General features: G+C 65.4%; 22 protein-coding genes. 15 read left to right on the plus strand and 7 right to left on the minus strand.

The genetic code is table 11. The features are described 5' to 3' along the window. Positions 1 to 90: 90 nt before the first annotated feature. Complete coding sequence (locus ACIBJI_RS05860) at positions 91 to 693, minus strand: TetR/AcrR family transcriptional regulator (RefSeq protein WP_396955092.1); 603 nt, start codon at positions 691 to 693, stop codon at positions 91 to 93. A gap of 85 nt (positions 694 to 778) precedes the next feature. On the opposite strand from ACIBJI_RS05860, the gene ACIBJI_RS05865 reads away from it, so the two are divergent. Then, entirely contained in the window at positions 779 to 1,753 is a 975-nt protein-coding gene (locus ACIBJI_RS05865; RefSeq protein WP_396955091.1) for a zinc-binding dehydrogenase, read from the plus strand. A gap of 44 nt (positions 1,754 to 1,797) precedes the next feature. Then, positions 1,798 to 3,213 (plus strand): FAD-dependent monooxygenase, encoded by a 1,416-nt coding sequence (locus ACIBJI_RS05870; protein ID WP_397083213.1) that lies wholly within the window; start codon positions 1,798 to 1,800, stop codon positions 3,211 to 3,213. Between the two features lies 1 nt (position 3,214). Here the strand turns inward: ACIBJI_RS05870 and ACIBJI_RS05875 are convergent, their stop codons facing one another. Next, the gene (locus ACIBJI_RS05875) at positions 3,215 to 4,204 is read right to left on the minus strand and encodes a heme o synthase (protein WP_364340320.1); all 990 of its coding nucleotides are present in this window, start codon (positions 4,202 to 4,204) and stop codon (positions 3,215 to 3,217) included. Positions 4,205 to 4,511: 307 nt separating this feature from the next. Between ACIBJI_RS05875 and tkt the strand changes: the two genes are divergently transcribed. Genes tkt through pgl form a run of 5 tightly spaced genes read left to right on the plus strand, consistent with a single transcriptional unit; the run spans position 4,512 to position 11,013 of the window. After that, entirely contained in the window at positions 4,512 to 6,653 is a 2,142-nt protein-coding gene (gene tkt / locus ACIBJI_RS05880; RefSeq protein ID WP_364340318.1) for a transketolase, read from the plus strand. Positions 6,654 to 6,659: 6 nt separating this feature from the next. Next, complete coding sequence (gene tal / locus ACIBJI_RS05885; RefSeq protein ID WP_364340316.1) at positions 6,660 to 7,790, plus strand: transaldolase; 1,131 nt, start codon at positions 6,660 to 6,662, stop codon at positions 7,788 to 7,790. A gap of 4 nt (positions 7,791 to 7,794) precedes the next feature. After that, positions 7,795 to 9,354: a glucose-6-phosphate dehydrogenase gene (gene zwf / locus ACIBJI_RS05890; RefSeq protein ID WP_396955089.1), complete on the plus strand. Its 1,560-nt coding sequence runs from the start codon at positions 7,795 to 7,797 to the stop codon at positions 9,352 to 9,354. Next, positions 9,351 to 10,259, plus strand: a complete 909-nt coding sequence (gene opcA, locus ACIBJI_RS05895) for a glucose-6-phosphate dehydrogenase assembly protein OpcA (RefSeq protein ID WP_364340312.1) — start codon at positions 9,351 to 9,353, stop codon at positions 10,257 to 10,259. Before zwf ends, opcA begins: the two co-directional genes overlap by 4 nt. Beyond that, the gene (gene pgl, locus ACIBJI_RS05900) at positions 10,252 to 11,013 is read left to right on the plus strand and encodes a 6-phosphogluconolactonase (protein ID WP_396955088.1); all 762 of its coding nucleotides are present in this window, start codon (positions 10,252 to 10,254) and stop codon (positions 11,011 to 11,013) included. Before opcA ends, pgl begins: the two co-directional genes overlap by 8 nt. On the opposite strand, the gene ACIBJI_RS05905 is transcribed toward pgl, so the two are convergent. Next, on the minus strand, positions 11,010 to 11,777 hold the full coding sequence (locus ACIBJI_RS05905) for an amidohydrolase family protein (protein ID WP_397083216.1): 768 nt from the start codon (positions 11,775 to 11,777) through the stop codon (positions 11,010 to 11,012). The genes pgl and ACIBJI_RS05905 overlap by 4 nt on opposite strands. Before the next feature lie 68 nt (positions 11,778 to 11,845). Here ACIBJI_RS05905 and ACIBJI_RS05910 point away from each other — a divergent pair, with 68 nt between their 5' ends. Continuing rightward, positions 11,846 to 12,199 carry a MerR family transcriptional regulator gene (locus tag ACIBJI_RS05910; RefSeq protein WP_364340306.1) on the plus strand — a complete coding sequence of 118 codons (354 nt, stop codon included), beginning with the start codon at positions 11,846 to 11,848 and terminating at the stop codon, positions 12,197 to 12,199. Positions 12,200 to 12,352: 153 nt separating this feature from the next. After that, complete coding sequence (locus ACIBJI_RS05915) at positions 12,353 to 14,653, plus strand: thiamine pyrophosphate-dependent enzyme (RefSeq protein WP_364340304.1); 2,301 nt, start codon at positions 12,353 to 12,355, stop codon at positions 14,651 to 14,653. A 58-nt stretch (positions 14,654 to 14,711) separates the two neighbouring features. Here ACIBJI_RS05915 and ACIBJI_RS05920 read toward each other — a convergent pair whose 3' ends face one another. Then, entirely contained in the window at positions 14,712 to 15,140 is a 429-nt protein-coding gene (locus ACIBJI_RS05920) for a hypothetical protein (RefSeq protein ID WP_396955085.1), read from the minus strand. 193 nt (positions 15,141 to 15,333) lie between these two features. Between ACIBJI_RS05920 and ACIBJI_RS05925 the strand changes: the two genes are divergently transcribed. The 4 genes from ACIBJI_RS05925 to ACIBJI_RS05940 all read left to right on the plus strand — a co-directional run bounded on the left by ACIBJI_RS05925 (position 15,334) and on the right by ACIBJI_RS05940 (position 18,135). Further along, positions 15,334 to 16,230 (plus strand): Scr1 family TA system antitoxin-like transcriptional regulator, encoded by an 897-nt coding sequence (locus tag ACIBJI_RS05925; protein ID WP_364340300.1) that lies wholly within the window; start codon positions 15,334 to 15,336, stop codon positions 16,228 to 16,230. Positions 16,231 to 16,248: 18 nt separating this feature from the next. Beyond that, positions 16,249 to 17,070, plus strand: a complete 822-nt coding sequence (locus tag ACIBJI_RS05930; RefSeq protein WP_364340297.1) for an SAM-dependent methyltransferase — start codon at positions 16,249 to 16,251, stop codon at positions 17,068 to 17,070. Between the two features lie 64 nt (positions 17,071 to 17,134). Next, positions 17,135 to 17,533, plus strand: a complete 399-nt coding sequence (locus tag ACIBJI_RS05935) for a DUF397 domain-containing protein (protein ID WP_397083219.1) — start codon at positions 17,135 to 17,137, stop codon at positions 17,531 to 17,533. Between the two features lie 68 nt (positions 17,534 to 17,601). Next, positions 17,602 to 18,135: a hypothetical protein gene (locus ACIBJI_RS05940; protein WP_364340293.1), complete on the plus strand. Its 534-nt coding sequence runs from the start codon at positions 17,602 to 17,604 to the stop codon at positions 18,133 to 18,135. 5 nt (positions 18,136 to 18,140) lie between these two features. Here ACIBJI_RS05940 and ACIBJI_RS05945 read toward each other — a convergent pair whose 3' ends face one another. Continuing rightward, positions 18,141 to 19,127 (minus strand): alpha/beta fold hydrolase, encoded by a 987-nt coding sequence (locus ACIBJI_RS05945; RefSeq protein ID WP_397083222.1) that lies wholly within the window; start codon positions 19,125 to 19,127, stop codon positions 18,141 to 18,143. A gap of 54 nt (positions 19,128 to 19,181) precedes the next feature. Here ACIBJI_RS05945 and ACIBJI_RS05950 point away from each other — a divergent pair, with 54 nt between their 5' ends. After that, a complete protein-coding gene (locus tag ACIBJI_RS05950) occupies positions 19,182 to 20,030 on the plus strand; it encodes an SDR family NAD(P)-dependent oxidoreductase (protein ID WP_364340288.1) in 849 nt (282 codons plus the stop codon). A 3-nt stretch (positions 20,031 to 20,033) separates the two neighbouring features. On the opposite strand, the gene ACIBJI_RS05955 is transcribed toward ACIBJI_RS05950, so the two are convergent. Beyond that, on the minus strand, positions 20,034 to 20,867 hold the full coding sequence (locus ACIBJI_RS05955; protein ID WP_364340286.1) for a LysR family transcriptional regulator: 834 nt from the start codon (positions 20,865 to 20,867) through the stop codon (positions 20,034 to 20,036). Between the two features lie 70 nt (positions 20,868 to 20,937). Here ACIBJI_RS05955 and ACIBJI_RS05960 point away from each other — a divergent pair, with 70 nt between their 5' ends. Beyond that, complete coding sequence (locus ACIBJI_RS05960; RefSeq protein WP_396955081.1) at positions 20,938 to 22,071, plus strand: YbfB/YjiJ family MFS transporter; 1,134 nt, start codon at positions 20,938 to 20,940, stop codon at positions 22,069 to 22,071. Here the strand turns inward: ACIBJI_RS05960 and secG are convergent. Then, positions 22,058 to 22,291 carry a preprotein translocase subunit SecG gene (secG, locus tag ACIBJI_RS05965; protein ID WP_062991810.1) on the minus strand — a complete coding sequence of 78 codons (234 nt, stop codon included), beginning with the start codon at positions 22,289 to 22,291 and terminating at the stop codon, positions 22,058 to 22,060. The two genes, ACIBJI_RS05960 and secG, sit on opposite strands and share 14 nt — an antisense overlap. Between the last annotated feature and the right edge of the window lie 39 nt (positions 22,292 to 22,330).

Below are 22,330 nucleotides of genomic sequence, written 5' to 3' on the forward strand. Positions count from 1 at the left end.
CGCAACCGAGCCGGTTCCGCCGTCTGGCGGCCGATTCGCGTTCCGACCGCAACCAGATCGGTTCCGCCGCCCGGCACCAGATTCGCCGGATCAGTAGTCCAGTCCGGTCAGACCACGGTAAATGAACCGTGTCAAACCCTCGATCGCCTGCTCGTCGGTCAGCGCGACAGTGCCGTCCTCGACCAGCGCCAACATGCCCTGGGCGACCTGAAACATCATCGCCAGACTGGCATCGATGCTGCTCGGCAGCCGTAATCCCTTGCCGGCCAGGCCATCCAGATGATCGGCGATATCCGCGCGCTGTTCGACGCCGAAATGTCCGAGCACGCGAGCGAAATCCTCGCTGACGATCGCCGCTTGAGTGATCGCGCGCAGCACGGGCGCATGTTCTCGCGAGAAGGCCCAATACCCGGCGACGTGATACCGCACCGCCTCCGGGTCACTGAAATCGGATTTGTGTTCGGGCTGCTCCGCAAGTTCGTCCCCGGCGCTCGCCAGATCGTTCAGCAGCGCCTGGAGTAGCTCCTCCTTGCTCGCGAAGTGGTTGTAGAACGACCCGGCCGCACGCCCCGCGGCCGCGGTGATGTCGGTGATCTTGGTGTTCAAGTAGCCGCGTTCGGCGAACACCCGCCGCGCCGCATCCTTCAGTGCCTGTTCGGTCTCTGCGGACTTCTCTCGGCGACTCGACGTCACTCGCACCACCTCCTTGACACGAAAACCTACCAACCTCCATACTGAATTCAGATTCAGTGAATTTCAATTCAGATTGGTGAAGATCATGAAAGCAGCAGTTCTGCGCAACGCCGGTGAGGTGCCCGTATACGGCGACTTCGACGACCCGCAGGTGACCGAAGGCCGGGAACTGGTCGAACTGGTGGCGGCGGGCATCCACCCGATCGTTCGATCGCTGGCCGCAGGCACGCACTACGGCAGTACCCACGCCTACCCTCTGATCCCGGGCCTCGACGCGGTGGCACGCACCGCCGACGGCGCACTCGTCTACACCGGTTTTCCGCAGGCCCCCTACGGCACGCTGGCCGAACTCATGGCGGTGCCCACGCGGATGCGGATTCCGCTCCCGACCGGCGCCGAACCCGCGCGAATTGCCGGTGGTCTCAACCCTGGATTGTCCTCGTGGCTGGTCCTGCGCGAACGCCGCGACGCACTGCCCAACCAGCAGCTCGGCACCGTGCTGATCCTCGGCGCCACCGGTGCCGCCGGACTGCTGGCCGTGCAGAACGCCTTCATACTCGGCGCGGACCGGGTGATCGCCGCCGGACGCAATCCGTCGGCACTCGAGCGGGCGACGGAATATGGCGCGAACACGGTCACGCTGCAGGACAACAAGGAGGCCACCGCGTCGGTGCTGGCCGAAGCCCTCGGCACCGAGGCGCCGAGCCTGGTGCTCGACTATGTGTGGGGAGCACCGGCCGAGGCCGCCTTCGCAGCCCTCGGACGCCAAGGCCTGACCGAGGACGACGCGGATATCGCATTCATCCAGATCGGCTCCATGGCAGGTGCCGAGGCGGCCGTTCCGGCGGCGCTGCTGCGCAGCCGTCGCATCACGATCTCCGGTAGCGGAGCCGGATCCGTGTCGATGCAGTCGATCCTGGCCGCCATCCCCGAATACATGCAATTGATCGCCGAGGGCCGATTGGACACCGCGGTACAGGAGTTCCCGCTCTCGAAGATCGAAGACGCATGGGTCGCCGCGCAATTCGGCACCGCCCGGGTGGTCGTGGTCCCGGATTGATCAATCGACGGTAAACCGCCAACATGATTCAGTACGGAGAAATCGTGCATACGCAAGTACTCATCGCAGGTGCCGGACCCACCGGCCTCACCCTCGCCATCGACCTGGCCCGCCGCAATATCCCAGTGCGCATCATCGACCGGGCCACCGAATTCTTCGCTGGATCGCGCGGCGACGGTATCCAGCCGCGCACCCTCGAAGTGTTCGACGACCTCGGCGTGCTGGACGCGGTTCGCCGGGCCGGATCACCGACACCGGTCATCCGCGCGTACTCCGGCAATGAATTCGCGGGCGAACATCGGATGGCCGAGCCGGTCGAGCCGACGCCCGCGGTCCCCTACCCCAACCTCTGGGTGCTCGGGCAGTCGCGGACCGAGGCGATCCTGCGCGACCGGCTCGCCGAGTTCGGTGTGCGGGTCGAACTCGCCACGGCGCTGGTCACTTTCGAACAGGACGAGACCGAGGTCAGCGTCGAGCTAGCGCACGACGGCGTCATCGAGACGCTACGTGTCGCCTATCTGGTCGGCGCGGACGGTGGCAAGAGCACGGTCCGCAAGACGCTCGGAGTTCCGTTCGAGGGCACCACCGACGATTCGATCCGCATGTTGCTGGGCGATGTCAGTGCCGACGCACTCGACCACGACTACGGCTACTGGTTCGCGGCGGCCGGTCGCCCGATGGAGGGAATCATATTGTCTCCCTTGCCCGGTGGCAGACAGTTCCAGTTCGGCGCGCCATTGGGCTCCGATGCCGAACCCACTCTCGAGGTGCTGCAAGAGTTCGTCGACCGCTATGCCGAAAATCTGGATATCGTCCTCACCGACCTCACCTGGGCAACTGTGTGGCGGCCGAATATCCGTCTGGCGCAACGGTTCCGAGAGGGTCGGGTATTTCTCGCGGGCGATGCCGCGCATGTGCATCCGCCCACCGGCGGACAGGGCATGAATACCGGTATCCAGGACGCCTACAACCTCGGCTGGAAACTCGCCGCCGCTGTCATGGGCGACGAATCACTGCTGGACAGTTACGAATCCGAGCGCCGCACGGTAGCCGCACGAGTGCTCGGAATCAGTACCGAACTGCTGGACAAGCTGGTCGACGGTGCGCAGGACGCCATGCAGCGCGGCGAGCAGACGCGTCAATTGGATATTAGTTACCGCGATCCCGCCGACGACGGCGTGCTCGTCGCGGGTGACCGCGCACCCGACGCACCGGTCAAAGATGCCGAAGGGCGGCCGATTCGACTGTTCGACCTGTTCCGCGGACCGCATGCGACGCTGCTGTCATTCGGCGAAACCGACGTACAGCCCGAGCCCGGTGTCGAGGTATATACAGTGATCCGACCCGGCGACAAGGCGACTGGACAGTACGTCGTAGATGTCGACGGTCACGCCTTCGCCGCCTATGACGCGGTCGACGGCACCACCGTACGAGTCCGGCCAGACGGATACCTCGGCTGACCTAGCCGAAGAAGCTGCCGATCGTGTCCCATCCGAGCACCGAATCAACCGCGAGACCACAGAACACCACGGCCAGATAGTTGTTGGACTGAAGGAACAGTCGCAGCGGCTTCACCGATTCACCGCGTCGCACACCTGAGTACAGTTGGTGCGCCATGAGCAGGAACCATGCTCCGGCCACGAGCGCGACGGCCGCGTAGACCACACCGGTCGCGGGGACCAGCGCGAGGGTGGTGAGCACGGTGAGCCAGGTGTAGATGACGATCTGCTTGGTGACGGCCTGCTCGGTGGCCACGACCGGCAGCATCGGGACGCCGGCCGCGCGATAGTCCTCCTTGTAGCGCATGGCCAGCGCCCAGGTATGCGGCGGCGTCCAGAAGAAAATGACACCGAACAGCGCGATCGCGGGCCAGCCGATATTTCCGGTCGCCGCCGACCAGCCGACCAACGCCGGCATACATCCGGCCGCGCCACCCCACACAACATTCTGCGAGGTCCGACGCTTGAGGCCGAGGGTGTACACGAAGACGTAGAACAGGATCGTCGCGACGACCAGCAGACCACTGAGCAGATTCGCCTGCCACCACAACCAGGCGAAAGAGCCGATGCCGAGCGTCACCCCGAATACGAAGGCATGTGAGGTCGGCACGGCCTCCCTGGCCAGCGGGCGCTTCGCGGTCCGCTTCATCACCTTGTCGATATCGGCGTCGGCGACACAGTTGAGCGTATTGGCGCTCGCGGCGCCCATCCAACCGCCGAACAGCGTGGCCAGGATCAGTCGGATATCGACGTGTCCGCGGTCGGCCAGCAGCATCGTCGGAATGGTCGCGACCAGCAGCAGCTCGATGACGCGCGGCTTGGTCAACGCGATATAGGCGAGCGGTCGCCGCAATAGTCGGGACAGCAGGCCATCGCCGGTGAACCGGTCGGCCAGCGCCGTCGCGGAGGAGCCGTGTGCGCCATTGCCACCCGGCTGTTGCCCAATCCGCACTATCTCTCCTCGCACGCTGTGCATCGCATCCGGCATGAAACCACTGCCGCGCTCCCCCTGCTCGAGCTGGTGCGAGGCGGCAACTACTACAGACGATGGTAGACCCAGCCGCATAGCCTTCTTTCCATAGCCCCTCGCTCCAGCACCTTGTCGCAGCGATTCGACACCCGGAGTAAGCCGGGTTCCTCACATGCCGGTCATCGGGCACATCTAGGGTAGTTGGGGTAAACCGGTTCGCATTCCACCGCTGCCGTGCGTGCACCCCTCCGCCACCGTCGACGAAACCAATGTCAGGAGAACCTCGGTCGTGTCAGTCACAGACGACATCCGCGCCCTCACTCAGCCGAACCACCCGGACGACTGGACGGATCTGGACACCAAGGCCGTCGACACCGTTCGGGTTCTTGCAGCCGATTCGGTGCAGAACGCCGGGAACGGGCACCCCGGCACCGCGATGAGCCTCGCGCCACTGGCCTACACGCTCTACCAGCGCACCATGCGCCTGGACCCGAGCGATCCGAGCTGGGTCGGCCGCGACCGCTTCGTGCTGTCCTGCGGTCATTCCAGCATCACCCAATACATCCAGCTCTACCTGGCCGGATACGGTCTGGAGCTGAACGATCTCGCGCATCTGCGCAAATGGGGCTCGCTCACCCCCGGCCACCCCGAATTCCGCCACACCGACGGCGTCGAGATCACCACCGGCCCGCTGGGTCAGGGTCTGGCCTCCGCGGTCGGTATGGCCATGGCGGCGCGGCGCGAACGCGGTCTGTTCGATCCGGACGCCGCACCCGGCACCAGCCCGTTCGACCATTTCATCTACGTCATCGCCTCCGACGGTGATATGGAGGAGGGCGTCACGTCCGAGGCCTCCTCACTCGCGGGCACCCAGCAGCTGGGCAACCTGGTCGTGATCTACGACGACAACAAGATCTCCATCGAGGACGACACCACCATCGCCTTCACCGAGGATGTCGCCGAGCGCTACCAGGCCTACGGCTGGCACGTCCAGGTTGTCGAGGGCGGCGAGGACGTCGTCGCCATCGAGGCGGCGCTGGCCGCGGCCAAGGCGGAGACCGGTAAGCCGTCGATCATCGTGCTGCGCACCATCATCGGCTACCCGGCGCCGAACAAGATGAACACCGGCGCCGCGCACGGTGCGGCACTCGGCGCCGACGAAGTGGCCGCGACCAAGAAGATCCTCGGCTTCGATCCGGAGAAGAACTTCCAGGTCGACGACGATGTCATCGCGCACACCCGCAAGGTCATCGAGCGCGGCCAGCAGGCACATGCGGCCTGGCAGCAGCGGTTCGACGCGTGGGCCGCCGCGAACCCGCAGAACAAGGCACTGTTCGATCGGCTGGCCAAGCGTGATCTGCCCGCGGGCTGGGCCGCGAATCTGCCGACCTACGAGGCGGATCCGAAGGGGATCGCCACCCGCAAGGCGTCCGGCAAGGTGCTCGCAGCGCTGGCGCCGGTGCTGCCGGAGCTGTGGGGCGGTTCGGCCGACCTCGCCGAATCCAACAACACCACCATGCCCGACGCGCCGAGCTTCGGTCCGGAGTCGATCTCGACCGGTATGTGGAAGGCCAACCCGTACGGCCGCACCCTGCACTTCGGTGTGCGCGAGCACGCCATGGGCGCGATCCTCAACGGCATCGCGCTGCACGGCCCGACCCGTCCCTACGGCGGCACCTTCCTGGTCTTCTCCGATTACATGCGCCCGGCCGTACGCTTGGCCGCGCTGATGCGGGTGCCCGCGATCTACGTGTGGACGCACGACTCCATCGGCCTCGGCGAGGACGGTCCGACGCATCAGCCGATCGAACATCTGGCCGCGCTGCGCGCGATCGCGGGTCTGAACGTGGTCCGCCCCGGCGATGCCAACGAGACCACCTACGCCTGGCGCACCATCCTCGAGCGCGACAGCAGCGAGCACACCTCACACTTCTCGGTCTCCGAACCCGCCCACCAGGACGGACCGTCCGCACTCGCGCTCACCCGCCAGGATCTGCCGATCCTCGAGGGCACCAGCTACGAAGGTGTGAAGAAGGGCGGCTACGTGCTGGCCGAGGCATCCACCGGCACACCGCAGGTGATCCTGATCGCGACCGGATCCGAGCTGCAGCTCGCGGTCGCCGCCCGCACTACGCTGGAGGCGCAGGGCATCGGTACCCGCGTGGTCTCGATGCCGTGTGTGGAGTGGTTCGACGCGCAGGACAAGGCATATCGGGACGAGGTGCTGCCGCCGTCGGTCGCCGCTCGCGTGGCCGTCGAGGCCGGTATCGCGATGCCGTGGTACCGGTTCACCGGTGACGCGGGCGAGATCGTATCGATCGAGCACTTCGGTGCCTCGGCCGATTTCAAGACCCTGTTCCGCGAGTTCGGGATCACCGCGGAAGCCGTAGTCGCTGCCGCGCAGCGCACCCTGGAAAACGTGAAGGGATAAGAGCTCATGGCACAGAACGAAAACCTCGCCGCCCTCTCCGCCGCGGGCGTCTCGGTGTGGCTCGATGATCTTTCGCGGGACCGGATCCAATCCGGCAACCTGGCCGAGCTCATCGAAACCCGTAGCGTCGTCGGCATCACCACCAATCCGACCATCTTCCAGGGCGCCCTGAGTCAGGGCCACGCCTACGACGCCCAGGTGAAAGAGCTCGCCGCCCAAGGCGCGGATGTGGATTCGGCGATCCGGACCATCACCACCGACGATGTGCGTGCGGCCTGCGATGTGCTGGCCGGGGTATACGAGGCCAGCAACGGTGTCGACGGCCGGGTCTCCATCGAGGTCGACCCGCGCCTGGCTTTCGATGCCGAGCAGACGGTCGCGCAGGCCATCGACCTGTGGAAGACGGTGGACCGGCCCAACCTGTTCATCAAGATTCCGGCCACCGAGGCGGGCCTGCCCGCGATCACCCGGGTGATCGCGGAGGGCATCAGCGTCAACGTGACGCTGATCTTCTCGGTCAAGCGTTACCGCGAGGTGATGGGCGCCTACCTCGACGGTCTGCGCAATGCCAAGGGCGCCAGCCACGATCTGGCCAAGATCCATTCGGTCGCTTCGTTCTTCGTCTCCCGCGTGGACACCGAGATCGATAAGCGACTCGAGGCGATCGGTACGCCGGAGGCACTGGCACTGCGCGGACAGGCGGGTGTCGCCAATGCGCGCCTGGCCTACGCCGAATACCAGGATGTATTCGATGGTGGTGCGCACACCTCGACCTATCAGCATCTGGCCGCCGCAGGTGCGAATCGGCAACGGCCGCTGTGGGCTTCGACGGGCGTGAAGAATCCGGAGTACTCCGACACGCTGTATGTCACCGAACTGGTGGCGCCGAATACGGTGAACACGCTGCCGGAGAAGACCCTCGAGGCGGTCGCCGATCACGGTGCGGTCCGTGGCGATGCCGTCAGCGGTACCGCCGCGGCCGCGCAGGAGATCTTCGACAAGCTCACCGCGATCGGCATCGACCTCGACGATGTGTTCGAGGTACTCGAGCGCGAGGGTGTGGAGAAGTTCGAGAAGTCGTGGGAGGAGCTGCTTTCCGCCACGGCAGGTGAACTGGCCAAGACCGGGGATAACTGACCCGATGGCCGGCACTCAGACGAATATCTGGAAGAACCCGCTCCGCGACGAGCGGGACAAGCGGGTCCCGCGGATCGCGGGACCGTGCAGCATGGTGATCTTCGGCGTCACCGGCGATCTGTCCCGGAAGAAACTGATGCCGGCCATCTACGATCTGTCGAACCGGGGGCTGCTGCCCCCGGGCTTCGCACTGGTCGGCTTCGCCCGCCGTGACTATGCGGACGAGGACTTCGCGAACGTCGTGCTCGAAGCGGTAAAAGCGCACGCGCGCACACCCTTTCGGCAGGAGGTCTGGGACCATCTGGCCGAGGGCATCCGCTTCGTGCAGGGCTCCTTCGACGACGATTCCGCCTTCGCCAAACTCGCCGACGTGCTGGCGAAGCTGGACAAGGACCGCGGCACCGGCGGCAATCACGCCTTCTACCTGTCGATTCCGCCGAATATGTTCCCGGTGGTGCTCGATCAGCTCTCCCAGCACAAATTGGCCCAACCGACGAAAACCGATGGCGAGGGCCGCAAGCCGTGGCGTCGGGTGGTGATCGAGAAGCCGTTCGGCCATGATCTGGACAGTGCGGTCGAACTCAACGCACTGGTCAACCGGGTGTTCCCGGAGGAGACGGTCTTCCGCATCGATCACTATCTCGGCAAGGAGACGGTGCAGAACATCCTGGCGCTGCGCTTCGCCAACCAGCTCTACGAACCGATCTGGAATGCCAATTACGTCGACCATGTGCAGATCACCATGGCCGAAGACATCGGATTGGGCGGTCGCGCAGGCTATTACGACGGTATCGGCGCCGCCCGCGATGTCATCCAGAACCACCTGCTGCAGTTGCTCGCGCTGACCGCCATGGAGGAGCCGATCAGCTTCGAGCCCAAGCAGCTGCAGGCGGAGAAGATCAAGGTGCTATCGGCGACCAAACTCGTCGAGCCCCTTGATGAAACCACCGCACGCGGCCAGTACGCGGAGGGCTGGCAAGGCGGCGAGCATGTGGTCGGACTGCTCGACGAGGAAGGTTTCGACCCGCAATCGCGCACCGAGACCTACGCGGCGCTCACCCTCGAGGTCGACACCCGACGCTGGGCGGGTGTGCCGTTCTACCTGCGCACCGGAAAACGCCTGGGCCGCAGGGTGACCGAGATCGCGGTGGTGTTCAAGCGGGCACCGCATCTGCCGTTCGACCAGACCATGACCGAGGATCTCGGGCAGAACGCACTGGTTATTCGGGTGCAGCCCGATGAGGGTATTACCACCCGGTTCGGTTCGAAGGTGCCGGGGTCGAGCATGGAAGTGCGCGACGTCAATATGGATTTCAGCTACGGCGAGGCGTTCACCGAATCCTCTCCCGAGGCCTACGAACGTCTGATCCTCGATGTGCTGCTCGGGGTGCCGTCCCTGTTCCCGGTGAACGCGGAGGTCGAATTGTCCTGGCGCATCCTGGATCCGGTGCTCGAGCACTGGGCCGCCGACGGTAAGCCCGAACAGTACGAGGCGGGGACCTGGGGTCCGGCCTCGGCCGACGAGGTATTGGCCCGCACCGGGCGCGAATGGCGGCGGCCATGATCGTCGACATGCCGCAGACCACCACCTCCGAGGTCACCAAACGCCTGGTGCGCCTTCGGGAGAGCAATGGCGTGATCACCATGGGCCGGGTGCTGACACTGGTCGTATGCACGCTGGACAGCTCCGAGGCCGAGGACGCTATCGACGCAGCCAATGACGCAAGCCGCGAACATCCCTGTCGCGTGGTCGTATTGGCGCGCGGCGATCGCGAGGCCGAGACCCGGTTGGATGCCCAGATCCGCGTGGGCGGTGATGCCGGCGCGGCCGAGGTGATAGTGCTGCGACTGCAGGGTGATCTGATCAACCACGAGAGCAGCGTCGTCATCCCGTTCCTGCTGCCGGACACCCCGGTGGTGGCCTGGTGGCCGCGTGGCGCACCGGAGTTCCCGTCCAAGGATTCGGTGGGACGCTTGGCGACTCGCCGCATCACCGACGCCACCTTCGCCGCCGATCCGCAGGCGACGATCAAGAAGCAACTGGGCTCCTACGCCTCCGGTGATACCGATCTGGCGTGGAGTCGCATCACCTATTGGCGGGCGCTGTTGGCGGCCGCCATGGACGAACCGCCGTTCGAGCCGGTGGATTCGGTGATCGTCTCCGGACTGCGCGACGAACCGGCGCTGGATATGCTCGCCGGCTGGTTGGCCGCCCGCCTCGACTGCCCGGTGCGCCGCCGCTCGGGTGCGTTGCGGGTGGAGGTGCGTCGCCCGACGGTGTCGATCGCTATCGAGCGGCCGCAGACCGGGCGCACCGCGACATTGACCCGCACCGGTGACCCGGATCAGCGAATCGCATTGGCGCGCCGGGAAACTCGCGACTGCCTCGCCGAGGAACTGCGACGGCTGGATGCCGACGAGATCTATGCCGAGGCGCTCGCCGGAATCGAGAAGGTGACCTATGAGTGAGCGCGCGAACTTCCCCGCGCACACCGTCCGAGTACACGACGACACCGACGCCTTGATTGCCGCCGCGGCCGCACAATTCGTCGCCGTCGTGGTGGCCGCGCAGGCGGCACGTGGGTCCGCATCAGTGGTGTTGACCGGCGGTGGGACCGGGATCGGGCTGTTGGAATTGGTCCGCAAGACACCCGGCGATATCGACTGGACACAGCTCGATGTGTTCTGGGGCGACGAACGATTCGTGCCAGCGGGCGATTCCGAGCGCAATGATCTGCAGGCACGGCAGGCGCTGCTGGATCATGTGCCGGTGGATCCGTCGCGGGTGCATCCGGTCGCCACCTCCGATGGCGAATATCCGGATCCGGTCGAGGCCGCCGCCGAGTATGCGGCGGCGGTGCACGCGCACTTGGCCGAGTACGGGGCCTTCGATCTGCATCTGCTCGGTATGGGCGGCGAGGGGCATGTGAATTCGCTGTTCCCGCATACCGATGCGGTACGGGAACAGCACGAACTCGTTGTCGCGGTAACGGATTCGCCCAAACCGCCGCCGGTGCGAGTCACGCTGACACTGCCCGCGGTGCGGCACAGTCGCCATGTTGTGCTGGTCGTCGGTGGTGTGGCCAAGGCCGACGCGGTGGCCGCGGCGGTTGCGGGCGCGGATCCGGTAGAGATCCCCGCGGCGGGTGCCGGCGGGTCGGAATCCACTACGTGGCTGTTGGATCGGGATGCCGCCGCGGCATTGCCGGGTGCCGCGAGCTAACTGAGCAGTTCCTGCGCGGTTGCGCCGAGGACCAGTTCGCGCACCCGTGGTGAGCCGGTGGCGCGTTCGACGGTGGTGCGTGCGATGACCGGATCGCCGTAGGGGGCATCGGATCCGAAAAGGGTGCGCTCGGGAATTTCGGCTATCGCCAGGCGGACCGCGAAAATGATACTGGCAGTGGACAGTTCGAGGTACATATTCGGGGTGTCGCGGACCAGTTCGATCGCGTCCATCCAGTGCGCTCCGCCGAGTTGGGAGACCACGAGCGGCACGCGTGGATAGCGGCGCGCAAGGTCGGTCAGGGTGCGCAGGTCGGCGGCGGTCGTGGGCGCGGCGCCGTGGACGACGACAGGCAATCCACCATGGTCGGTGGCGGCACGGAGTACCGGCTCGATGAGCCCGGCCTGGTCGGGAGGCGGGGTCAACTCACCGATGCCGCGCAGTCCACGTCCGACTACCTCGCGTTCGACGATCGCTTCGGCGTCGGGCGCGTCGAGCGGCACCGAGGCGAAGCCGATGAAGCGGTCCGGGTAGGCCGCGAGGGCGGCGTCGAGTTCGCGGGTGGCCGCTTCGCGGCCGAGGCCGCCGCCTGCGAGCGCCTGAGTCAGCAGGTCCATCTCTGCGCGGAGTTCGGTGAGGGTTCCGGCCCGTTCCGGATGCGGTCGGGTCATGAAGAGGACGGTCTTGTCCACACCCGCCTCGTCGAGTAGCGCGATGTGGTCGGCGAGCGGTTCGTGGACGTGGCTGTGTGCGTCGATGATCAACGTTTCTCCTGACGGAATCGAGTTACGGTCTCGAGTGTTGATCCCTGACACCATGGGAAGGTCAAATCATGCTGATCGGTGAGCTGGCCAGCCGCACCCGCACCAGCGAGCGGCTGCTGCGGTATTACGAGCGAGTCGGGCTGCTGTCGGCCGAACGCCGCCACAATGGGTATCGCGAGTACGACGCGAATGCCGAGCAGCGTGTCGGGCAGATTCGCGCATTGCTCGCTGCGGGACTCTCGACGCGGGTGATCGGGCGGCTGCTGCCGTGCACGGTCGCCGATGGCGCGTTGCGGGCCTGTCCTGGCGTATTGCCCGCGTTGCGGGATCGGCTGGCGGAGTTGGATCGTCGGGCCGTTGAGCTCGATGTCGCTCGCGATCTGCTGCGGCGGACGATCGAGGAAACAGAACAGTCACGCTGACGCTGCGCCCATTCCGAATGTGCCGATAAATCCGCGATTCGACACCGGGGTACTAGGAGAAATTTCTTGCAACTGCCGAGGTGATCAGAATACTTTCGGAAATCGTACTGAAATCAGGTCCCTGGAGCGGCAGCCGTCGGAGATGATCACAGCGTGACCGAACAGCGAGTCGACCTCGAGGAGCGGTTCCGTGCCGAGCTATCGGCGCTGGAGCCACGGCCGAGCCGTCCTGTCGAACAGCCGCTCGAGGGTGTCGTGCTCACCGGAGCCCAGTGCCTCGATCTTTTCGAATCACAGGCGACCAGTAGGCATCTCGATCTCGCGGCACGCCGGTTGGGCACAGCCAAGCGCGGCTATTACAGCATCGGGTCCTCCGGACACGAGGGCAATGCGGCGGTCGCGGCTGCCCTGCGCTGCACCGATCCGGCGCTGCTGCACTATCGCTCGGGGGCATTCTTCGTGCACCGGGCCAGGCAGGTGCCCGGTCTCGACCCGATCCGGGATGTGCTACTCGGCGTCGTCGCGGCGGCCGCTGAACCGATATCGGGCGGCCGTCATAAGGTTTTCGGCAGCAAACCGGCTGCGGTGATCCCGCAGACGTCAACCATCGCGTCACATCTGCCGCGCGCCGTCGGCCTCGCCTTCGCGATCGAACGCGCGGCTCGGCTCGGCGTCGCCTGCGAATGGCCGTCGGATTCGGTGGTGCTGTGTAGTTTCGGCGATGCGTCGGCCAATCACTCCACCGCCGCCGGAGCCATCAATGCCGCGATTCACACTGCGCGCCAAGGGGTTCCACTGCCGCTGCTGTTCGTATGCGAGGACAATGGGATCGGCATCAGCGTCCCGACCCCGCCCGGCTGGATCGAACAGTCCTACGGCATCCGCCTAGGCCTGCAGTATTTCGACGCCGACGGCTGCGATCTCCTCGACGCCGCGACAACCGCGACCCAGGCGGTCGACTGGGTGCGCGAACACCGCAAGCCGGCCTTCCTCCACCTGAGCACCGTACGGCTCATGGGCCATGCCGGATCCGATGTCGAATCCGCCTACCGCAGCCCCACCGATATCGCCGCCGACCTGCGCCGGGACCCGGTGATTGCAACCGGGCGCCTCCTGATCACCTCCGGCGTCGCAACCCCGACCGAAGTCATCGCACGATACGACGAAATCGGTGGCCGAGTCGCCGCCATGGCCGAATCGGTTTGTCGCGAACCGAAGTTGACCTCCGCCGCTGCGGTGATGGCACCGTTGGCCCCGCTACATCCGGACCGGGTGCGGGCCGATGTCTTGCGTCGAGGCCCGCTCGGGTCTGGTGTCAGAACATCAGCTCAGGTACCGGAGACCGTCGACACCATCGTTCGCGACATCGCGATGAGCGGCAGGCCCGCCCGCGACACCCACAAGCGCCGCCAAGGCACAGCGGAACAAACAGTTACGCAAGATGGTTCGGCGACGCTGGCGCAGGCGATCAATCAGACGCTGGCCGCACTGCTCGACCGGGACAACGACGTCCTGGTGTTCGGCGAGGATGTCGGCCGCAAGGGCGGCGTCTACGGTGTCACCAAGGGCCTGCAGAAGCAGTTCGGAGTGCGCCGTGTCTTCGATACGCTGCTCGACGAACAGAGCGTGCTCGGCACGGCCCTAGGCGCCGGACTCGCCGGATTCGTGCCGATTCCGGAGATCCAATATCTCGCCTACGTGCACAATGCCGCCGACCAGTTGCGCGGGGAAGCCGCCACACTGTCGTACTTCTCCCAGGGGCAATACCGGAATCCGATGGTCGTGCGCATCGCCGGATACGGCTATCAGAAGGGGTTCGGCGGCCACTTCCACAACGACAATTCCATCGCGGCACTGCGCGATATCCCGGGCCTGATCATCGCCTCCCCCGCCCGCGCCGATGACGCCGCCGCCATGCTCCGCACCTGCGTCTGCGCCGCTCGCGTCGACGGCCGCGTCTGCGTCTACCTCGAACCCATCGCCCTCTACCACACCCGCGACCTGCACCATCCTGGCGATAATGCCTGGCTCGCAACACCTTCCGATACCGACCACATCGCCATCGGCCGCGCCCGCGTCTACGGCGACGGCCCCGACCTCACCATCGTCACCTTCGCCAACGGCGTCCCCATGAGCCTGCGGGTAGCCCAACGCCTCTCATCTCGCGGTATCCGAGCCCGCGTGCTCGACCTCCGCTGGCTATCCCCTCTCCCTGTCGATGACCTACTCGAGCACGCCCGCGCCACCGGCCGAGTCCTCATCGCCGACGAAACGCGCCACACCGGCGGCGTCTCCGAATCCCTCTGCGCCGCCCTGATCGACGCCGGTTTCAACGGCCACCTAACCCGCGTAACCAGCGAAGACTCCTTTATCCCCCTCGGCCCGGCCGCCGGCACCGTCCTCCTCGACGAACCCCGAATCGAATCAGCCGCCACCGAACTCGCCAACCGCTGAACCCACGCGGTACTCGCCAACCCCTCGCATCGGCGAGTACCGCGCGCCCGTTGGTCGGCTATCGCCGCAACCGCAGCACCGCTTCCAGAAATTCGCGCATCGACGGCCGAAACCCGTTGCGCGGCTCGTGGATCCATCGCCGAAAACCGCGCCGCTCGTCATCGGGAGATGGCAGCACAACGTATTTCGGCGCAACGCCGATATTCCAGCGCAGCAGCGCGGGCGTCAGACTCTCCGGACATGGCCCGGACGGTCCGGTTAGAAAGGTCCACCGCCGTGACGCCGGGTGTTCGATCACCGGCCCCAACGGCCCATGCTGTTCCGCGACGAATTCCGTTGCCAGCCGGGAGGGCATCACCACCGCACTGACCGGTCCGGTCTGCACGATGATCCGCGTCTCGGTCTCGGGCAGGATGACGGCGGGCAGTTCCAGATCGCGCTGGTAGTGCCGGCAGCGTTGCGCGGTTGTCTCTGCGCTACTGGGCATTTCGCACCGCCCGACAATCGTTCGTGGCTGTAGTCATCCGACATCCCCTCCGCCCCCGCGACGCAGGGATGGTCCTCGATGACGCCCCTGCCTCGGCGTGCCGTGATATCTTTGATGCGGTAATGCTAGCGTGATTATCACGCTTCAGGAAGTGAATCGGATGAGTAGGCTCAGACCGATACGCTGGGGAGCCATGGGAACTCGATTACGGACCGCGCGAAAATTGTTGCTGGGACGCGAAATCGAGCATATGGTCCGCACCGGGGGCGTCAGTCAGACCGAGGCCGGCAAGATCATCGAGTCGACCCAGAGCCGAATCAATCAGTTGATCAATGGAGTCGGCGCCATCAGCGTCGGCGATCTCGAACTCCTCGCAACGACACTGGGTTTCACCGACCCCGGCTATATCGAGACGCTCAAGGAACTGCGTCGCGACAATCACAAGCGCGGTTTCTGGACCACCGGCCACCGCCGCGCCTACGTCGAGGACCTGCGACTGCTCGTCGATCTGGAGGCGCATGCCAGCCTGTTGCGCACCGCCGAGGCGGAGATCATGCCGGGACTCATCCAGTGCGAGTCCTATATTCGCGCACTGCACGAACCGGTCACCCCGGTCGCGGCGGACCGCGTCACCGTCGAGGAGTCGGTGCATGCGCGGCTGGCCCGGCAACAGGTGCTGACCGAGGCGGACCCACCGGAGTTCCGCGCGATCCTGTCCGAATCCTGTCTGCGCCGCGAATACGGCGGGCGCGAGGTGATGCTCGAACAACTCGAGCATCTGTCGAATCTGTCCAGGCGGCCGAATATCCTGATCCAGGTGCTCCCATTCACCGTCACCACGCGCGGGGCCGGGATGGAGGACCGGTACACGCTGGTACGGGTGCCGTCGCCGGGTGCGGCGGGTGATCTCGAGATGGCGATCGTGGAGAGTCAGGGCGATATCCGCTATATCGATGACAAACCCGCGGTGGCCGCCCGCGAAACCGTATGGTCCCGGCTCAGTGCCGCCGCACTCGGCGCCGAGGACTCCCGGAAATTCATGGAGCACGTCGCACGATCATTCCGCCGCAAGACATTTACCAGCACTTGACGAATCAGGAGCCCCCGGATGTCCGCCGACTTCGAGCCCCGCGAAATCAATGCGAGCCGACCATCCGCCGCCCGCATGTACCACTACTACCTGTCCGGGGAAGCTGTCTTCGAGGTCGACAAAATCTTCGGTGAGCGGCTGTTCGAAATACTTCCGTTCCTCGACGTGTGGGCCCACCACAATCGCGGATTCCTGCGCCGCGCGACACGATTCATGGTGGAGCAGGGCATCCGGCAATTCCTCGATATCGGTTCCGGACTACCCACCGTCGGCAATACACATGAGGTCGCGCGGGAAGTCGCGCCGGATTCGCGCGTGGTCTATGTCGACAACGATCTGGAAGCGGTCAATCGCGCCCACGACCTGCTGCTGCACGGCGATGCCCTCGACAACACCGCCATCATCGAGGCCGATCTGCGTTACCCCGACCTGATTCTGGACCATCCGGATACCCGGCGGCTGATCGACTTCGGGCAACCGCTCGGCCTCTTGGTCGTCAGCGTCTGGCCATTCGTACCCGACGCCGATCACCCGCACGACCTGATGGCGCGACTGCGCGACCGGCTCCCCTCCGGCAGCTATGCCGCGATGACCCACGTTTCCTTGGACGACGCCGGCCCGGAGATCAAGCAGCAAATGGCTGCGGCCGCCGCACTCTATGACGAAACCTCCGATCCGGTGACCTTGCGCACGCGCGCCGAGTTCACCGCGCTCTACGACGGCCTCGATCTGGTCGAACCCGGTATCGCCTACGCGCCGGACTGGCGCCCCGACCAACCGGTCGACCTGGAAGATACGGCGCGGCCGTGTAATTTCGCCGCCGTTGGCTATAAGCGTTAAAGGACGAGCAACGGGTCTGCCAACCCGGCGCAACTCCTGCTCCACCCCGTTGAAAGGACATGCAATGACGCAGCCCACCTTCACCGTCGCCGAATTCCGCAAGGCGACCTTCAGCTCGCCCAACCAGAACTGCGTGCGCGTCGCACGTAAGAACGGGTGGACTGCGGTCTGGGACGACAAGCTCGCCGATGAGCGCTACACGCCCGGAATGTCATTGCCCGACAACGAAATTCTTGTCTTCACCGATGAACAGTTCGACGCTTTCCAGGCCGGTATGCGTTCGGGCCGCGCCGAGGATCGGCATCTGGCGATATCGCGACGTGACGGCGGATACATCTTCCATGCCGCCATTCCCCAGCCGATCGATGGCGTGAAACTACGCTTCGACGAGAACGAGTTCGATGCCTTCCGGCGGGGCGTGCTGAACCACGAATTCGATTGCGCGCGATTCATCGCCGCCTGAGTACATCCCGATAACGCCGCCGAATCCGACACGCGGTAGCTCACTTCCCGTGAATCGGATTCGGCGGCGTGACCGAGGAAATACAGTGGACACACGGTGACCAGCGGCGAAAGGGCACGGCTATGACCATGATGTCCATGCTCGGCGAGGTACGACCCGAACACGATCGGGCGATCGAGGAAGGCCGGGTGCTCCTGCACTTTTTGCGGTCGTTCCGCATGCCCGTACTCGACGTATGGTCCGCCTGCGCCGAACACCGGCAATTGGATCGCTGGTTCGGCAAAGTCACCGCGGGCAACGGCAACCTGACCATCGAACCATTCGACGGTCCCGTCCCCGGCCCCATCGCGATCCGCGTCGAAGACTGCCGCGCACCGCATGATCTGGTGATCCATATCGATGGCGGCATCCTCGAACTGCATATGACCCAGGTCGGGGTCGTGACCAATCTCGAACTGATCCGCCGCCATATCTGCCCGGCCGACGCCGGCTCGGTCGGCCCGCGCTGGCAGTACCTGCTGGACCGCCTCACCGCCTACCTGGACCGACGCCCTCTGCCCAGCTGGGCCGACTACCCTGAATTGACCAACGAATACCGCTGACCCGGCTATTGCGTGAGAGCTGGATCCGGGACCAGGTCGCGCAGGTGACTGGTGATCAGGGCGTTGACCTCGTCGGTGCGTTCCAACTGCACGAGGTGACCCGCGTCCGCGATCTTGGTGACGGCGCGCAGATCGGGAACGTTCGCGCGCAGGGTTGCCAGCGGATCGCGCCCGCTGAATCCCTCCATATCCGGATCTCGATCGCCGTAGAGGAAATACGTCGGAACAGAGACCTCGGCGTCGGCGAATTCAGCGGTGAGTGCCCAGTTCCGATCGAGCACCCGGTACCAATTGAGCCCGCCGGTGAATCCGGTGTGCTCGAAATCCTTTGCCAGGGTGTCGAATTCGGCGATGGAAAGCCAGCGCCACGGCAACAGCGGGGCTTCGGGGAGAACGTCCAGGTAGCCGGTGCCCTCGGCCGGGAAGCGCCAGGTGTCGAGGTAGTGGTAGTCGGCGCTGAGCGAATAGTAGACGCGAGCCAGGAATTCCCTCGAGCGGCCGCCCAATTCGGCATCGGCCACGGCGGGCTTCTGAAAATAGTCCAGGTGCAGGAAGTGACGCTGGGCGGCCTTGGCCCATAATTGCGATGGCGCGCGCGGCGGCCGCGGGGCGAACGGATTATTGAGCACGATGACACCGCTGACCCGCTCCGGCGCGCGCAACGCCAACTCCCACACGAGCGCGGCCCCGAAGTCCAGGCCGACGAAGACCGCCTGCTCGGCGCCCATGTCATCGAGCAGTGCGAGTAGATCGCCGATGACTGCGCGGTTGGTGTAGTCCTCGATATCGGTAGGCACATCGGTACGCCCGTATCCGCGCAAATCCGGCGCAACGGCCCGGTAGCCCGCCGCGGCGACGGCCGCGAGCTGGCGATGCCACACGAACCAAGTATGCGGAAAGCCGTGGCAAAAGATCACCGGATGACCCTCGCCCTGTTCTGTGACATGCATGCGAATGCCGTTGCTCGTCACGAACCGATGAATCAATTCCACTACGGCCTCCAATAGCTAGAACGTGTTCTTGTTTCACGGTAATGTCCCGGGATCGTGAACGGAATACCTCAGGTTCTAGGCGGCCGGGTCGCGGTGGTGACCGGCGCGAGCCGCGGCATCGGCAAGGGCATCGCGCTGGAGTTGGGTACGGCAGGCGCCACCGTGTACGTCACCGGGCGCTCGGCCGTACCGGGACGCCTACCGGGGACCGTGCACGCGACCGCGGCCGAGATCGACCTGCTCGGTGGCGTCGGGGTTCCGGTCGTCTGCGATCACCGCGACGATGATGCGGTCGAGCGACTATTCGAGCGGATCCGTAATGAGCACGGCCGACTCGATGTACTGGTGAACAATGTCTACAACGCCCCAGCCGCCGCGCGCTGGTTGGGCAAACCGTTCTGGGAGGTGCCGCCGCAGGCCTGGGATGAGACCTTCGATGTCGGCGTCCGATCACATTATGTCGCAAGCGTTTTCGCGGCCCCCCTGCTGATCGAATCGGCAGGCCTGATCGCCAATATCTCCTCCCCCGGCGCCGAGCGCTACATGCACAACGCGGTATACGGCGTAGCCAAGGCCGCGCTGGACCGGCTCACCTCCGATATGGCCGACGACCTCGCCGAGTCGGGCGTCACAGTGGTCTCGCTCTGGCCCGGAATCGTCGATACCGAACTGCTGCAAATGGTGCCACGCGATAAGGACGGCCGGCGCGTCGTCACCCTGCCCGGTGAGGGCAGCTATGACCTCGACAACGCCGAATCCCCCCGCTTTCCGGGTCGCGCCGTCGTCGCACTGGCCGCCGATCCGGACCGCTGCCAACGATCCGGATCGGCTTGGCGCATAGCGGATCTCGCCGAGGAATACGGTTTCACCGACGTCGACGGCCGCATCCCGCGCAACGACTGAGATTCAGACGAGACTCAGGAAGCGCTGCACCGATCGCAACGGCGTCGGCTTGATCCGCCAGGTCAGATAGATATGCGAGCGCGGCGCATCCACGATGTCGAGATAGACCACGCCCGGATGCGGTGCCCGAGTGCGCGCCAGCACCGGCACAATCCCGATACCGCGTTCCGCCGCGACGAGCTCGATCCATTCGTCGAAATTCGTACAGGTGATGACGGTTCTGTTGGGATCGGGCGCGTCCCACGATTCGGCAGTGGTGGTGCCGGAAACGGTATTGGCCACCAGCGGATAGTGCGCGAGATCAGACCAGCGCACCTCGACCGCGGTTGCCAGCGGCGAATGCACCGAAACCGCCAGCACCCGCCGCTCCGAATCGATTTCGCGGGATTCGAGATGGTGCGGCAGCCAGATATCGTTGCGGTGGATGGCGATATCGATCGAGCGGTCATCGAGTGCCGCCATCGGATCCTCCACGCGGCGCAACGAAATCCGGCCGCCCAGCGCCTCGAAGCGGGTGCGGATCGCGGCGAACCAGGCATCGGGCAGCAGCCAGGAGAAGCCGACCTCGATCGTGGCGCGCATGCGCAGGTCCGCCTGGACGGTCTCGATATCGCCGATGATGCGTCTGCTGTGCTCGAGCAGTTCGGCTCCCTCGTCGGTCAGCTCGAAACGCCGGGATGTGCGCTCGATCAACCGGCATTCGACCAGACGCTCCAACTGCTGGATGGTTCGGGTCAGCGCGGGCTGGCTGAGGTGTAGCCGGGCGGCGGCGCGGGTGTAGTTCGCTTCCTCGCAAAGCGCCAGGTACGCCCGCAGGTGCCGCAGCTCGATATCCATGCGTCGAGCGTATACATCGTGCACAGAAAGCATTTCACAGGCTGGGAAACGGATCATACCGTCGAATCTTGTGACCGCATCGGCTCTCCTCGACACCCCACGCCGCACCCTCGCACCGGCACTGGCCGCAGGTGCGGGCCTTGCCGGCGCTGTCGGTGTCGGACGCTTCGCCTACACACCGCTACTGCCCACGATGGTGGACGCGCACCGCATCGATGCCCACGCCGGCGCGCTCATCGCCGCCGCCAACTATGCGGGCTATCTGACGGGCGCGGTGCTGCTCGCACGTCGTCCGGATCTGAACAGCCGCAATACTTTTCGCATTTCGGCAGTGGTTCTGGTGGCCAGCGAAGCCCTGGTCGCGATGCCCGGCCCCGTGATGCTCCCGGCGCTGCTACGACTGATCGCGGGGGTGGCCAGTGCGGTGATCTTCGTCGGCTGCGCCGGCGCGATCGCTCGCCTCGGTGGCCGCCCGCACGCGGCGGGCATCGCCTTCGGCGGGGTCGGATTCGGTATCGCGTTCACCGGATTGCTCGCGCTCGCAGCGCGACCGACGATGTCCTGGCAGGGCCTGTGGCTCGGTGCCGCCGGACTGACCGCTGCGCTCTTGCTGCCCGCCTTCGGACTGGATATTCACGGCTTGCGGAGCATCGAGGTGGTCCGCGCGAAACGTACGAGTACGGCTTGGCGCGCGCTGTTCATCGCCTACACGCTCGAAGGCGTCGGCTATATCGTGCTGGGCACCTTCTTGGTCGCCGCCGTCGGCGCGCACAACGCGACGGTCGGGTCGGCGATGTGGGTGATCGTCGGCGGGGCCGCCGCACCGGCGGTGCTCTGGAGCATTGCCGCCCATCGCTGGACGCCGACGACCGCCTTGGTACTCGCGCTTCTCGCGCAGTGCGCGTCGTCGGCCCTGCTCGCCTGCTCGACGACCATGTGGTCGGCGATCATCGCGGCGGCGCTGTTCGGCGGGACGTTCATGGGCATCTGCATGCTCGCGATCCAGATCGGCATCGAATTGACCGACCACCGGGCTACGGCCACACTCACCGCGGGCTATGGTGCGGGGCAGATGCTGGGTCCACTGGTCGTCGCACCGGTAATCGGCGACGGTTATTCGACGGCTTTCGTAATCGCGACCCTCGTGTTGGCGGTGGCGACAGCGGCTGCCGTCATCGTCGCCAGGCAACTCAAGCGAACTTGATCTCCAAGCCGATACCGAGAATGGCGATGAGCCAGATCAAGCCGGTGAAGATGGTGATGCGGTCGAGGTTCTTCTCGACGACGGTCGACCCCGAAAGGCTGGACTGCACGCCGCCACCAAACAAGCTGGACAGACCTCCACCTTTGGCGCGGTGCAGCAGCACCAGCAGCACCAGCAGCACGCTGGTGATGATCAGGAGGATATCCAGGAACATCCGCATGCCGGACAGTCTATGGGTGTGCGTCGTTACCCGCATAAT

It is taken from the genome of Nocardia sp. NPDC050408, from assembly GCF_044458905.1.
Taxonomy (GTDB): domain Bacteria; phylum Actinomycetota; class Actinomycetes; order Mycobacteriales; family Mycobacteriaceae; genus Nocardia.

Excerpts from the sequence above, each read along its gene's own strand:
- ACIBJI_RS05935 (WP_397083219.1), top strand. The coding sequence starts at position 17,135 with ATGACGCAGCCCACCTTCACCGTCGCCGAATTCCGCAAGGCGACCTTC.
- ACIBJI_RS05925 (WP_364340300.1), top strand. The coding sequence starts at position 15,334 with ATGGGAACTCGATTACGGACCGCGCGAAAATTGTTGCTGGGACGCGAA.
- ACIBJI_RS05955 (WP_364340286.1), bottom strand. The coding sequence starts at position 20,867 with ATGGATATCGAGCTGCGGCACCTGCGGGCGTACCTGGCGCTTTGCGAG.
- tal (WP_364340316.1), top strand. The coding sequence starts at position 6,660 with ATGGCACAGAACGAAAACCTCGCCGCCCTCTCCGCCGCGGGCGTCTCG.
- zwf (WP_396955089.1), top strand. The coding sequence starts at position 7,795 with ATGGCCGGCACTCAGACGAATATCTGGAAGAACCCGCTCCGCGACGAG.
- opcA (WP_364340312.1), top strand. The coding sequence starts at position 9,351 with ATGATCGTCGACATGCCGCAGACCACCACCTCCGAGGTCACCAAACGC.
- secG (WP_062991810.1), bottom strand. The coding sequence starts at position 22,291 with ATGCGGATGTTCCTGGATATCCTCCTGATCATCACCAGCGTGCTGCTG.
- ACIBJI_RS05865 (WP_396955091.1), top strand. The coding sequence starts at position 779 with ATGAAAGCAGCAGTTCTGCGCAACGCCGGTGAGGTGCCCGTATACGGC.
- pgl (WP_396955088.1), top strand. The coding sequence starts at position 10,252 with ATGAGTGAGCGCGCGAACTTCCCCGCGCACACCGTCCGAGTACACGAC.
- ACIBJI_RS05910 (WP_364340306.1), top strand. The coding sequence starts at position 11,846 with ATGCTGATCGGTGAGCTGGCCAGCCGCACCCGCACCAGCGAGCGGCTG.
- ACIBJI_RS05920 (WP_396955085.1), bottom strand. The coding sequence starts at position 15,140 with ATGCCCAGTAGCGCAGAGACAACCGCGCAACGCTGCCGGCACTACCAG.
- ACIBJI_RS05930 (WP_364340297.1), top strand. The coding sequence starts at position 16,249 with ATGTCCGCCGACTTCGAGCCCCGCGAAATCAATGCGAGCCGACCATCC.